This window comes from Schlesneria sphaerica (assembly GCF_044336245.1).
In the GTDB taxonomy this organism is placed as follows: domain Bacteria; phylum Planctomycetota; class Planctomycetia; order Planctomycetales; family Planctomycetaceae; genus Schlesneria; species Schlesneria sphaerica.
Genome location: NZ_CP172346.1, coordinates 1,226,624 through 1,239,499, shown reverse-complemented (window position 1 = coordinate 1,239,499; position 12,876 = coordinate 1,226,624). Strand labels below are relative to the sequence as shown.

Sequence of the window (12,876 nt, the reverse complement as noted above, 5' to 3'; positions counted from 1 at the left end):
GTCCGCAGAAACATTGATCGCTTCGGGGCTCCGCCGTTGTCGCTGTGCCCCTGTGCGAAGAATCCTTTGGTCTTGTCGGTGCGTGTCAGCACCCAGCTTCCAATCGACGGACCCCACTCTTGGCCCGGGGCCGGATCCCCTGCGTTCTCGTCGATCGAGACATACAAAAAATTGTCGAAATAACCGCTGCCGAAACCGTCCGCTCGGATCGTTTCGGGCCCCGTGACCATGATGTTGCCCGGCAATCCGCAACCGTACTGCGTGACCAGCGTGTAACTTTCGCGGTCCGACGTATTTGATTGAGCGGTCGTGACGACGCCGACGGCAACGACGATCGACCGAGGCGGAATGTCCATTCCGGACACGTTGAGGATTTTCACTCTGTTTTTTGGGGATAAAGCTGTCATTTAGGTATTGTTCACCCCCAGCAATCGCGTTTTCCGGTCCTGAATTTCCGCCAACAATTTCTGTTTTTCCGCAGCGTTCATCCGACCGTCCCTCTGACGACGCTGTTCATAACTCGGAATGTCAAAATTGTGCTCAGTCCCCCGACTGATGATCGTGTCCGCCCCGCTTGGAGAGATGCGATAGGTGACCTGAGCAATCGCCCCGTCCATGTCGATCGGGTAGAGGCCGTAATAGACTTTGGATTCGCTCGCGACGGTCTGGAATGTCTGCGCGTATGCCTCGAGGTAGTACTCGCACTGCCGGCGGACTTCGAGCTCATTGTTTCGGGGTGTTGACGCGTGAAGAGGAACCCCAAAAGCGTCGTAGTCGGTGATCCACCAAGGCTGGATGTCGTTCTTCACGATGGTGAGGCAGAAATCGGGGTTGTTCCCAGACCCGATGTGCTTTCGCATCGAATATCGAATCGGCTGCCAAGTTACTTTGTGCCTCACGTTGACCGTGCAGACCAAAAACATCCTCGCTGCGGAAAACACGTACTCATCGCGAAACCCATCGCTGAACGCCCGCGGATTCATGTAATGCAGCATCGGTTTCGACGTCGTGATGATCGTTCTGTCGGTGTCGATCGGATCCACCGACACGGTGAACGAGGCCCGTTCCTCCGGTGCGTAGATCGTGCTCTCCTGGTAGTCGAGTCGCGTCCCGGGGGCGTGATTCCCGTTGTTTTCGCCCAACTCCCCCCACCACTCGCCGAACATGAGCGCCGCCCGGCGATGCTCTGCGCCGTAAGGGTCGGTGTACGTTTCGACAAGCTCATTAAACGGCAGTAACTGCTTTCGAGTAACAAACCCATCATACCCCGGGAGATAAAACTCCTTTTCGCCTTCTTCGGTGGTTCGTCGCGCGACGTTGGCGGGCGTCTCATTGATCCGAAAACACCGATGCAGCGTCTGCACACCCAATTCTCTTGGGCTGATCTCAGATCCATCGGCCTGCCGGATCCGGTCCGGAGACAAACCGGACTGGTACCACGGGTCACGAAAGAACCCATACCCGTAATCGTGCGGGTCGATGACGTAGCTCAACTGGTCGAGAGACTTCCACGCCTGGTTAACGTCTTTTCCGCATGGCTCCAGTTCCAATGCACATTGGTATGAGATGGGAGCAGTCACGATCTCGATGTAGTCCGGAGTCTCTTTGGGATCGATGCCCGATCCGTGATCGTTGTACGGCCAGCCGTTGTCCGGCAGGTCCGCTCCAAAGCCTGTTTGCACGACAACCCAGGCGCCGTCGGATCTCCGGGGGACGATTCGGCAGCCGAGTTCGTCGCAAAGGTTCGCAAGTTCTTCCGCTGGCCGAGACCACTGCCAATCGACGTCGGGGCGAGCGAGGTTCGGGAGAGCACTCACATCAAACCGAGTCACGCCCATGGCCTGAAAGCAAAGTGTCGCCAGTTCTCGTGGCGTCTTCTCGTGCGCCGGATCCACGAAATTATTGGGCAAGCGAATGTTGTACCGACCGACAATCTTGTAATAGGCCCACTTCCATCTTTCATCCAAGAAGCGAACCGTCGCAACCTTCCCCCCTGTCCCTTCATCGTAGTCCACTCGGTCAACGTGCATATTTCGTAGCGTGACGACACTGTCACCGTACTGCAGCACGATGTCGCCGTCCGGTGCGGGGATCCCGTATTCCGGGTGGATTTGCGCGGTGAACACCGATGGCGCAATACCGCTGATGTCTGTTCCTTGGAACGACTCGTAAGCACCGATTCCGGGGTACGAAAACGTCCCCTGCGTCCCGTCCGTCATTACGTGTATTCCATCGTCGCGTTAGCGCCATGGCCGACGTTCACCGTCGTCGCGCCGTTCGTTGCCAAGGTCAGAGTTCCGGAGTTAATCGATTTTTGGTTGTCGTTGATCGTCACGTCTTTGGCGTAGACGTTGATCGGGTTGGTGATCGTCTTTGCCCGAGGGTCGCCGTCAGCGTTGAGGGTCGATTTCCCGTAGAGATTGATCGTCCCGATCGTGCCTGTGGTGTTGAGATTGACCGTTCCCGCGTAGCAATTGATCGTTGTCACCTCGACCGCGTCGTGCAGGTCCACCACGCCCCCAGCGACCCCTTGACTCAGCGTTACGACGTCAGAACGACTGCCGAAGTACCCGCCGTTTTTCTCCACGACGTCGAGGGTTGCCCCGGGCCCCACGATGATTGATGCGTCGGAAAGGGGACTGGCTGCAAACCCTGATTTGATGGATGGGATTTCGGCAGTCGTGCCCTGATAAAACGCGACTCCTACGTCGCCTTTCGTCACGTCCAGTTCGGTCGCGGAGTCACCGCCCGTGATCAGGACAACTGGCGTCCCTTGATCTGCTCTAACCCCAGAGTTGAGCACTCGGATAACCGCATCCGTGGACCCGAAATCGAGATTGCACCGCGAAATATCCGCCGAGTTGCAGATCAGCGTCCCGCCGTCGAGGGTGAGGCTCGTTGGCCGATACTCTGCGTAAGTCGTCGTCGAGTTATCCGAATTGATAAACGGCAACCCGATCTGTCCCGAGTACCCGCGTTCGACTGAGACGACGATGCCCGTAAGCGTTGTCGAAAGCCCGTACTTGCAGGCCACCGACCCGTTGTCGAAAACGAGCGTGTCAGAGTTTGCAGGAGCGACCCCACCGGACCAGTTCAACGCGTTTTTGAAATCGTTTGGCCCTGTCGCTGGAGTTGTGTTGGTGATCGAAAACGATGCTGCTCCGGAAGTTCCCACGCTGATCGTGTGCGGTTTCCCAGGAGTGTTTCCGGTCAGCGTCAACGAAGTAAACGGGCCCACTGTCGGCAGTGTCGCTGCAGTCAACTCCGTAAACTCAACCGGTGGCGACGGACTGATCGCTGACAGGGCTGCTCTGAGACCAGCAAGAACCGTCGATACCGTCGCCGCTCCGTCCGCAACGTACTGCACCGTCTTCGAATTGATCGTAACCGTGTAGATCTGGCTGATCACGGTCCCTGACAGGGAAATCGTCCACACATCCGCGATCGCCGCCGCGTTCCCAAGCCATCGTTTGATTGCCATGTCTCGCTTAACCTCCTACTCGTGGCCGTCCGCTGAACGGACCGTCTGACACGAATGTGTAGTGCCAGTCGCAGCCGTACTCGATCGGTTTGCCCTTGATTGTTTTCACCGGTGCATATCGCACCTGTTTGGCGCCTGGGACCTTTCGCAGCTTGTCGGGCCATAGCGGTGGCATCGGTCCCACGTTCGACGCCTGTTGCGTCAGGGTCCCCTGTTGAGTTGCGTAGTACCATGACCGCTCAGTGACATTCTGCAGGATCGGCGGCCCCTTAGCTGGCAGTCGCTCGACCTGGATGGGCCCGCCGTCGATGTCGTCGAAAATCAGCATTTCTTGAAACGAGAGGTACCCGCCTGGTGTCACCAAATAGTCTGCAGCCAGGCCGAATTCGTATTTCAGATACGTCGCGCCGTGAGCCCCGCTGATGTCACCGTGACTAATCGGCTGATTGACCCGGACCCCGCCGACGGCGAGATTGTTGTCGAGCATGAATGTCGTCGGGTTGCCGTTGTTGTCCAGCATCGTTGCGGAGTAACCGTCATTGGAGTACGCCAGCTTTAGCAGTGCCAGTTCTGCGAGGATCTCCGCCTCTGTCGGGCGGATGATTTTTCCGCGAAGGGACCATTCCGTGGTGAGCAGGTTCGCTCGGCCCGTCTCACTGCGCGACAGCGAGCGGCGGACGTTATTGAACGCGACCGACTGCTTGTCGTGAAAGTATGGGCCGTATTGAAACTGCTGCATCGATTACCACCACGCCTGAATTGATTGGCCTCGCATCGTGCGGGAGAGCCGGACCTGGTTCTCCAGCTCAGACAAACGCTGCTGAGTCTCGTTCACCATTTTCGCGACCTCAGCGACCACCTCGAGAGACTTCATCGAGGATGCGACTGCTGACTTGACGTCCTGCACGCTCGCCTCCATCTGCCCCGCGAGATTGTCCTCCGTGGGTATCGCCATCTTGGCTTTGAGATCGGCCTCTTTTTCTCGCAGTTGTTCTTCGCTGCGGTCCCAGTTTTTCAAAGGATTTTTGTCGTGCTGCGCCCGGGCCTGCTCGTCGATGATCGCGGTCCCCAGCCCCATCGACTTGCCGAGTTGCATCTCGTGAGGCAAGAGCTGCTCGACGGTTTCGCCCGCTGCCTGTTGTGCCTTGATGCGGGACAACTTTTCGTCGAGCATTCGGGCCCGAGCCTGCTCGCCGTATGACGACGCTCCGAATCCTACTGCGTCCTGCCTCATCCCCTCCTTGTGGTCGCGTACCGCCTCATAGGCATCCTGCTGTTGCTGTTTCGTAATTTTGTACTGTTCGCCGAGATTGGTCGTCTTCTGCTGCTGCAACTGGACCTGCCGCGCCTCAATCGACGCAATCTCTTCCGCCGTATCCTTGAGTTGCTGGGCGGTCGTGAGCTGCTGCTGGCGATACTGCAGCTGCAACTCCTCAATGTTTGAGTTCTGCTGCTTACTGTTCGCCAGGCCGAAATAGGCCCCCGGAGTGTTCTCTGCCTCGTCGAGCTTGGCCCCGATCGTTCGCAACGTCGACGCACCAGTCTCTTTGATCAGGTCCATACGAGCCCGGGCGGATTTCTCGGCCTCCGACAGGTCGTACTCCTGGGTTCGCAGATGTGACATCTCGTCTTTGAGTGCCGCTCGTTGCTGGTCCTGCCCGGCGTTCCTTTCCGCGCGTGATCTGAGTTCCGCCTTGCGCTGCGGAGTGATGTCCGTCCGCTCCTCCATCTCTCGCAGACCGGCTTCCCTGGCGAGATTTGCTGGACGGTTTTTCAATTCCCGGAATGCGTCGACGTTGGTCTCAACGTTCGCGCGAGATGCCCAGTAGCTGGACTGCGCCTGCATGTCTGCAATGCGACGGCCGCTGACGGTCTGAGCATCCGCAATATCACGTTGCCGACCGCCATGGAGTGACGTTTCGGCGTCCTTGATCGTCGTCATCCAGACTTTGATCGCTGTGGTGAGCCCCCACAGTGCCGTCGCGGCAGCCCGTGTATTTCCTGCGACTTCCGCAGCGGCCTTCGACTCCTCCTCCCTCGCGGCGTCCTCTTCTTCCTTTTTTCGCTTGGCTTTTTCGGCATTCGTTGCACGAACTGCATTCGCGACGTCGTTGTCAAAGACGTCCTGCCTCTCCTGGGCGAGTTGCTCCCGCTGCCGTCGACGCTCCTCCTCATCCCTTCTGTGGGCCGCGTCACGCTCATTTTGCGCGATCGTGGCATCGCGAATTCTCCGGTCGCTTTGCTCCCGCGTCGGGTAGATCGCCCCCTCTTGCGCGAGTCGTTCGGCAAGGTCGTTTGTCGCCCCTCCAGCCGCGAGGATCTCCGCCGCGAATGTGCCTGCTGCAGGACTGCCCCAGTTCCGGCCACGGCCCCGCCTCGCTCCGCCACCGCCTCCAAATCCGCCCGCGCCACCGCCTCCGATCCCACCCCCGCCCAAGCCACTGAACGTCCCGCTGGCGGTCTCGCGCGCGGCCGCGAACGCAGCTTCCATTTCCCGCTGCATCGCTGCAGCCATCGACTGCACGTCTCGTTGTGCGGCATTCAGCGCTGCGGAAAACGTCGACGAGTCGCCCGGCTGGATGGCGACTCTGATAACGACGTCTCGATGTGTTTGGCCGCTCATGTTTCTTCAACCCCACCGACGGCCGCAATCATTTGCCGTCGAAACCTGTCTTCTTTCCACTCGCGGAACTCGCCCTCAACCTTGCGGATGATCGCTGCGTTTCGCCTAACGATCGGATCGTCGGGGAATTGGCTGACCGCCTTGCATTCCTGGTAGTGCTCGTAACATCGCTGATTCTCCGGCCACAGCGTCCGTTGCCTCTCTGGCGATCCTTTCGGACATCCTTGCCGCGACTGGCACGGCGGCGGGCAGCCCATGTGTCTCAGTTCTGGTTGCCCGTCTCGCCCCAGGGTGACCAGACCGGTGTCTTCGTACTGGTATTTGAGACATAACTGGCAGTCTCGTTTTGCGATTCGCGGGTGCCACAGCAGCAGGCGGCACCCTGAGTCTAGTTTTTTGCGAGTTCCTCGAGGGTCGGCGGCGAGGGGACCTCATCGGGAGATTGACCGTCATTTTCCTCGGCCGGTTTCGGATCGCTGACCATCGAGCCGCGAATGATTGAGTAGAGTTTCGAAAACACTTGAGACTTCATTCTCGCGCAGGCATCTGCAGAGACCGGCACGCCTTGCCCACTTCGGTTTGTCAGATCCCAGTCCGAAACGTGCTCCGCGACAAACTTGCATGCCAGCGACTCAGCTTGCAGAGCGCAGGTCGGATCGGTTTCCTCGTTCTTCATTGCGATTCGGCACTCCGCATCGTGCTTGATCACTTCCATGCGGGTGGCGTAGCGGTAGGAAAACGAGAGCGAATCATGCAGTCGTTCCCCTGACTTCGCAGGTTCTGCAGATGCGATGTAGCCATCGTCGCGGGTGTATCCATCATCAATGTAAGTCGCTGGCATCTTAGTTTGTGCTTTCAATCAGTATTTCAGGTCGGTAAAGTGGTTTGATCATGGTCAACGAAAATCGCCCTCATCAGCGCATCGAAATGAACATCAACCCGATTGAACCGGCGTTGTTCGACGTTCTGCGGACCATTCGGGACACTCCCAGTTCCACACTGCAGGAAAAACAGTTGGCAATCTGCTGTCTGCACATGGGGCTCGCACTCAATGAGCTTCTCGGGAAACTGGAATATGGGGACGTAATTATCTCCAACAACATCAGCGAAAAGCCGCTCTCTGACTTTATTCGCTAGTCGCCACCGTCAGTTCGGCAGCGTGACTACAAGTTCTTTTGTCGTGCTTAGCCCGTAGCACTGGTAATTCAACGGCAATCGCAACTTGCTTCGTCCTGGGATTTTCACCGATTCGGCCATCGCGACGAGTTGCGCAAACGTCATCGTCAGGATGTTTGACCCATTGGTGAATGCGAGACTCGCCGCCCGCCCGGTTTTTGCCCGCGTATCTGTTTGCAGGACGACTTCCGTCGAAGTGAATTTCGTCTGCATCCCCAGCGTGATGATTCGGTCTGCCGGCTCCAGGTCAGTCGCGGTCTGCCCCTGCATGTACGTCGGATCGATCATGTTGTCGATGATCAACTCGAATCGATCGATCGAGTAAGTGAGTGAGTTGATCGTCACTCCGCTTCCAAGGTCGTACATCATCCACGGACGGGCAGTCAGGTCCATCGCTGGAATGCTCGCAGACGCAAACGTGCCCGCGTTTCCGATCGTCATGACGGTTCCGACGAGATCGAGCTTCAATTGCAGCTTTCGTCCGGGTGACGCGGAGAACGTCGCGCGGCTGACCTTCGTTGTAAACGTGTTGACCTTCGTCGTGTAATCGACGAGGAGATAGAGAAACGGGAGCGTATCCGCGAGTGCGTACGTTCCACTGCTGCTCGCCGTCCCCATGATAAACGGCATGATCGTTTCGAGTTCAACGGGCGTCGGCTCGAGCACAATTGACCCGCCGACCGCAATGTTACCCTGTGCCAGTCGCTCCGCTGCTCTGGTTCGCGTCCCACGAAGCCCGTCGTCCTGCTCAATCGGAATCGTCTCCGCCAGATCACAGCTCACAAACTCAAGTCGTGACGACGACGAACTGAATGCCGTCGTGTTCGCGATATTGGCCATCGGCTGCATGGCGAGCGCACTGGCCCAGCCCATTGATTCCGTCATGATAACTACCTCTCTTTACGCTGCTTTGGCACCGGCTTTGGCCTGTATTCGCTGATTGATAACGGTCGGTTTTCGGGATCTGTAATGTGGGCGAACACCGCTTCCCACGCCATTCGCTGGATGTGCCGCAGACCGTCCCACGTCGGCAGCTTGACGCCATTCTCCGCGTGGATCCGGTGATATTCGGCGTAAGCGGTGCGTCCGGATTTCATGGTGCGGATTCTGCGGTTGGCGGTTTCTTTGATGCCTTTGCGGCAGCCTGATCGGTTCCTGGTTCGGCCACTTTCGCACGAGGTTCCGTAGCCCATTTCTGAGCACACGCGATAGCCTCTTTGACGGTCTGGAACGGTCCCCGGACCTGCCCACCGCGATGGACCGTCGATGAAAAGCCCTCTTCGGTCTTGTCGGATGGCTCGCTCACAACTTGGAAACCGTTAATGTCCATAGTTCCGTCCCGTCCCCTCAAACTCTGATCACAATGAATCAATCGTTGCCCGGGCCACTCGTTCGCACAGATCATCAAGGGTCTCGTCGCTCATCCCCACCGCCGGCCGCGCTGGCATTCGCGAGGTCCCCGTCTCATGAAAGATTGCGTACTCAACATCTGTCCCGAACATCAGCCCGTGCGAGTTGGTGGCGTTAATATTCCCCGGCCCGTCGACGTCAATCAGCGATGACGCCAGATCGCCTGTGTCCACTAAGATGTATGCGTGCCCCTTGCGTCGTACCGTCGACTCCGCGAGCGGTGCCCACGGTACCCCGCCTGGTGTCGACTGAGCCCGGAATGCGACCTCTTCACCTTGAGCAATGACCTGCTGGAACTGCTCCAACATCGGTCCGTAGTCACACCGCTGCACGACTGTTTCCATATCGTGATAGAGCGACTCAAACGCCGATGTGTCTGCCGTTGCCATAGGTGTCAAAAGTCCGGTGTGCTGAGTTCTTCGAGCTTTCGATGCGCTGTGTTGTGATGTGCAGTCGCCGCTGCTCTGTGCAGCCGCGCCGCTCGCTCGTGTGCCTGTTTCTGCTGCGGATCCTTCACCCGCTTGGCAAGATCTTCATGTGCCCGGGCATGTTCCGCGTGCTCGTTCGACGCTCGCTTATTCAGGTGATCCGCTGCGTCGTGACCGTGCTTCGAAATCTGTCGATGTGTGGTGCTCGCTGCCTGCGCGAGCGGGCCCTTTCCCCCAGTAGCCGCCTGCGAGGCCTGTGCGGCTCGCTGGGAGACCGTCTCGGCATGTTTTGCCATCACAGCGCCCGGAGCGTCTTTCCCTTTCTGTGCAGCCGATCGCTGGTGAGCCGTCGCTGCTGCTCGGTGGATCGACGCTGCGTTCGCGTGAGCTTCTCGGGCCTTGGGATCTTTGGTTGCCTTGGCGATTCGCTCGTGCTCTGCCGCGTGCGATGCGTGCTCTTTCGCGAGGTCCTGATGCTCACTCGATGGCATCAGTTCGCCGCGTTTCTCCGCCACCTTTCCGGTGTTGCCTGCCGCTTGCGCCAGAGGCCCCTTACCTCCGGTCGCGGCTTGGGTCGCTTGTGCTGCTCGCTGGGATGCGGTCATCGCGTGGCGGGCGACGACTTTGCCGGAGACGTGGCCGTTCGATCCACCGTTTCGTGTGGATCCACTGCCGCCGCTACTTCCACCTGATCCCGCTGAAGATCCACCGCTACTGGTCCACTTGCCGTCATCGGCCCGGGCTTGATTGGGGTCGTAGGACTTGCGTTGCCGCTTTCGGCCGAACTCGGTTGAGCCCGCGAACCGCTTGAATCGCGTTGCGGGAGGGGTCACGCCAGTGAATACAATCTTTGTCACGCTCGCGGCTCCTGGAAGAACACTCGAACCACCATGCCGCTGACAAAAGCATCCCTGTCGAACCACGCTCGCGGCTCGACGACGTTCCCCGGCTCGACGTCGAGGTTGTAGTTTTGTGGGAGGCCGTCGAGGGACCGATTTTTCATCGCTCGCCGGATTGACTGCCGCCACGCGAGACGCTGCTCCAAATCCGTTACCGAAGGCTTTGCGATGATCGCGACCAGTGCGCCGTAATACGCTCCATCGCGTGCGTCTGTTTCGTCGCCGACACGCTCAGGCCCGTAGGGGGAGATACTGACGAACGGAAGTGGGATCTGGCCATCCAGCGAAGTCGCAACCTCTTGAATGACCGTTCCACCGGTCAGCCCTTCGAGGGACAGCCCGTCAATGATGTCTTTGATCGCAATGATCGCGTCGTAGTGATTGGAGAGTCCTGCCATGTCAGCCGATTTCCTTTCTCACGACGCATTCCCAGACTGTGCGGACGGTCTTCAGCCGAGCTGCATGAACGCGATACGTCGCACCAGCACAGGTGATCTTGTCGCGAGGCCGGATCTCTCGTCCCTCGCCCTGAGAGTTTAATTCGTGATCGGGGACCATCAGCAGAGTTTCGTTACCCTGGAGGTTCACGCCGCCGTAAGTCGTCAGAGCGACGTTCACCGGCTTGAGCCATGCACCATGAACGGGAATCAGCGTGACCGTGTTTGAGTCTGGGTTGAGCGCGACGGTAGCCGGGACCCGCTCGGGGACCAACGCCATCAGCGATCGTGCCATTGATCTCGGTATCACGACTCACCTCTCAAATCACGATTGACCGGAACAGGCCCAGCGTCGACGTCACCGAACCGATGGTCTTTGCCACTTCGTCGCTCGCCGCGAATGACGCTGACGCGTCCTCGTAACTCGCCGACTGAACCCCGCCGCCGAATTGGCTTTGGAAGATCCCTTTCGCTACCAGCGAATTGACCGCCATCACCAACGCTGGGGGGATCTCGGCATACCCCGCCGTGTACTCAACAAGGATGTTTCCCTGAGCTTTGGAGGGCAGCGATTGGACGGTGCCCGCAACTCTCGCCGGCCACGCTGCCCAGGAGCCGCCGATCCGTCGCAGAATCCCCGATGAACCCTTACCCCACTGACCTGCAACCAACGCGTAGTCCACGCCGGAAACAAGATCGTTCGCAGATGGAAACGCGTTCGCCGGATCGCCGAAATAGCCGCCCGAATCAACGCAAACCCGTTGAACCGAGATCACCGGGTACTGCCGCAAAAGTAGCTCAACAGTCCCGTCACCGGAGTAGTACTCCGTGTACTCCTGCTGCTCGATGTTGCGGCCGAGGAACCGCGTTACGTAGTCGGAGATCCCGCAGATGAACGCTTTGATCTGGTTGTCGCGTGTGGTGTCCGCACGGGGGATTCCCGCCTGGTCCTTCACAGCGTTGAGAGTCGTCAGCGTCATTCGTGGTTACTTCGCGGTTTTGGAAGACTTGCTGGATGGTTTCGGCTTCTCGACTGGCTCCGACTGCTCAGTGGGTGTTTCGCCGCGAATCGCCACCGCAGCGGCCTCCCAAGAGTCCCTCACCAGTTGCGGCACATTGGCCCAATTCGGTGAGGGGAACGACCTCCCGGCATCATGCTTCGCGCGAAACGCCTCGTAGCCGACTCTTCCGAATGTCATTGGCAACTCATCCATATCTGATTTGTCCTGGTCGGGACTGAGGGCTCGCGCAAATGAGCGAAACCCTGCGTCGGTGTTACGAGTAAGAGGCATGATGACTCGGGGAACTCCGGGAATCCCGATCAGTTGGACGATGGGAGCAGGTTCATCGACCTCGCCCGTTCGAGCACGGCGGGGAACATGTGACGAGCCAAGGCGACTTCCTGTTTCCCCCACTCGTATTCGTCATACGACTCGGCCGCGACATTGGCGTTCAGCGCCTCGTGTACCCGCTTCACGTCCTTCAAACTCCCCAACGCATGGGACATGAGGTTAATCGGATGCGTCCGTTTCAAATTGGGAGCGAACGCTGCATCAAGTGCCGTTACCCACTCGTTCGCATCCAACTTTCCACTGAGAGCGTCTTTCGCAACATCGAGGAACAGCCTGGCATCGCGGAAACAGGCCACGGCCATGCCGCGACTGAGACCGTGTTGCGTCGATCGCTCACTGGCGAACGCGAGGGCGACTTCCTGGAGCTGGAGAGCGTCGTCGCCGGTGACGGAATTTGAATTATTTTTGTCGGCCATTTGAATTCTCGAATGGATTTGTCAGAAAGGTTAAGGCAGGTATGGACAAGAGACATCGCGGACTTTGCAAAGAGCTGATCCGCGATGAGTAAACAGCATCGTCCGATCAGGTAATCACGGTCGCAGGAGCCGCTGCACCGGGATATTTCGGGCCGAACATCATGATCAGTATTCCGCCGAGAACGGGAGAATCCACAACTTCCGTGCACTGCAGTCGCACGTACTTGAAACCACCGGAGATCAGTGCGTCAGCATCCACTTCGATTTCATAGAGCTGGCTGGATCCAGCAGTGGTTGCAAATCCCGAAGCAGTCGCGGTCTGGATCGCCCCTGCCGAATCGCCCGTGGGCGTGGCGCGATAGCGGAACGGAACCGCCGTCGCTCCTGCCCCTGCCGCCGAGGTGCAACCCTCAACGGTAATCGTCGATGTGCCGGTGGTTCCAACGCCTTTGTGGATCACAAAGAGCACCCGATGCCACAGCTTGAGTGCCACGGCTTGGGTCACCCCGGCGGTTCCCGCATTGAAGTCCGCCACGGGGTCGAGGCCCTTGACGACATGGCAATGCTCCATCACCAGACTGTTAAACAAATCCATTTTGAAAACTCCACTAAACGTGATTGATTGACCGAACTTGAACGCGACTGAGACCGAGC

The 12,876-nt window shown here is 58.5% G+C and carries 16 protein-coding genes; 1 reads left to right on the top strand and 15 read right to left on the bottom strand.

Features of this window, described 5'->3' with window-relative positions; all coding sequences use genetic code 11:
- Positions 1–407 precede the first annotated feature (407 nt).
- The 5 genes from ACGY09_RS04745 to ACGY09_RS04725 all read right to left on the bottom strand — a co-directional run bounded on the left by ACGY09_RS04745 (position 408) and on the right by ACGY09_RS04725 (position 6,963).
- The gene (locus tag ACGY09_RS04745) at positions 408–2,219 is read right to left on the bottom strand and encodes a hypothetical protein (RefSeq protein ID WP_397570667.1); all 1,812 of its coding nucleotides are present in this window, start codon (positions 2,217–2,219) and stop codon (positions 408–410) included.
- On the bottom strand, positions 2,219–3,481 hold the full coding sequence (locus ACGY09_RS04740; RefSeq protein WP_397570666.1) for a hypothetical protein: 1,263 nt from the start codon (positions 3,479–3,481) through the stop codon (positions 2,219–2,221). Before ACGY09_RS04740 ends, ACGY09_RS04745 begins: the two co-directional genes overlap by 1 nt.
- Before the next feature lie 7 nt (positions 3,482–3,488).
- The gene (locus tag ACGY09_RS04735; RefSeq protein ID WP_397570665.1) at positions 3,489–4,220 is read right to left on the bottom strand and encodes a hypothetical protein; all 732 of its coding nucleotides are present in this window, start codon (positions 4,218–4,220) and stop codon (positions 3,489–3,491) included.
- A 3-nt stretch (positions 4,221–4,223) separates the two neighbouring features.
- A complete protein-coding gene (locus tag ACGY09_RS04730) occupies positions 4,224–6,104 on the bottom strand; it encodes a hypothetical protein (RefSeq protein WP_397570664.1) in 1,881 nt (626 codons plus the stop codon).
- A 388-nt stretch (positions 6,105–6,492) separates the two neighbouring features.
- Complete coding sequence (locus ACGY09_RS04725) at positions 6,493–6,963, bottom strand: hypothetical protein (RefSeq protein ID WP_397570663.1); 471 nt, start codon at positions 6,961–6,963, stop codon at positions 6,493–6,495.
- A gap of 32 nt (positions 6,964–6,995) precedes the next feature.
- Here ACGY09_RS04725 and ACGY09_RS04720 point away from each other — a divergent pair, with 32 nt between their 5' ends.
- Positions 6,996–7,241 carry a hypothetical protein gene (locus ACGY09_RS04720; protein WP_397570662.1) on the top strand — a complete coding sequence of 82 codons (246 nt, stop codon included), beginning with the start codon at positions 6,996–6,998 and terminating at the stop codon, positions 7,239–7,241.
- A gap of 9 nt (positions 7,242–7,250) precedes the next feature.
- On the opposite strand, the gene ACGY09_RS04715 is transcribed toward ACGY09_RS04720, so the two are convergent.
- The 10 genes from ACGY09_RS04715 to ACGY09_RS04670 all read right to left on the bottom strand — a co-directional run bounded on the left by ACGY09_RS04715 (position 7,251) and on the right by ACGY09_RS04670 (position 12,817).
- Positions 7,251–8,165 (bottom strand): phage tail tube protein, encoded by a 915-nt coding sequence (locus tag ACGY09_RS04715; protein WP_397570661.1) that lies wholly within the window; start codon positions 8,163–8,165, stop codon positions 7,251–7,253.
- Positions 8,166–8,170: 5 nt separating this feature from the next.
- Positions 8,171–8,377, bottom strand: coding sequence for a hypothetical protein (locus tag ACGY09_RS04710; RefSeq protein ID WP_397570660.1), 207 nt, complete (start codon positions 8,375–8,377; stop codon positions 8,171–8,173).
- Positions 8,374–8,610: a hypothetical protein gene (locus ACGY09_RS04705; RefSeq protein WP_397570659.1), complete on the bottom strand. Its 237-nt coding sequence runs from the start codon at positions 8,608–8,610 to the stop codon at positions 8,374–8,376. The genes ACGY09_RS04710 and ACGY09_RS04705 overlap by 4 nt, the downstream gene beginning before the upstream one ends.
- 28 nt (positions 8,611–8,638) lie before the next feature.
- Positions 8,639–9,079, bottom strand: coding sequence for a phage virion morphogenesis protein (locus tag ACGY09_RS04700; protein WP_397570658.1), 441 nt, complete (start codon positions 9,077–9,079; stop codon positions 8,639–8,641).
- 5 nt (positions 9,080–9,084) lie between these two features.
- Complete coding sequence (locus ACGY09_RS04695; protein ID WP_397570657.1) at positions 9,085–9,975, bottom strand: hypothetical protein; 891 nt, start codon at positions 9,973–9,975, stop codon at positions 9,085–9,087.
- Positions 9,972–10,415, bottom strand: a complete 444-nt coding sequence (locus ACGY09_RS04690) for a hypothetical protein (protein ID WP_397570656.1) — start codon at positions 10,413–10,415, stop codon at positions 9,972–9,974. The genes ACGY09_RS04695 and ACGY09_RS04690 overlap by 4 nt, the downstream gene beginning before the upstream one ends.
- A gap of 1 nt (position 10,416) precedes the next feature.
- On the bottom strand, positions 10,417–10,749 hold the full coding sequence (locus tag ACGY09_RS04685; protein ID WP_397570655.1) for a hypothetical protein: 333 nt from the start codon (positions 10,747–10,749) through the stop codon (positions 10,417–10,419).
- Positions 10,750–10,774: 25 nt separating this feature from the next.
- Positions 10,775–11,434, bottom strand: a complete 660-nt coding sequence (locus ACGY09_RS04680; protein WP_397570654.1) for a hypothetical protein — start codon at positions 11,432–11,434, stop codon at positions 10,775–10,777.
- A 341-nt stretch (positions 11,435–11,775) separates the two neighbouring features.
- Positions 11,776–12,222 (bottom strand): hypothetical protein, encoded by a 447-nt coding sequence (locus ACGY09_RS04675; RefSeq protein ID WP_397570653.1) that lies wholly within the window; start codon positions 12,220–12,222, stop codon positions 11,776–11,778.
- Between the two features lie 106 nt (positions 12,223–12,328).
- Positions 12,329–12,817 carry a hypothetical protein gene (locus ACGY09_RS04670; RefSeq protein WP_397570652.1) on the bottom strand — a complete coding sequence of 163 codons (489 nt, stop codon included), beginning with the start codon at positions 12,815–12,817 and terminating at the stop codon, positions 12,329–12,331.
- Positions 12,818–12,876 lie beyond the last annotated feature (59 nt).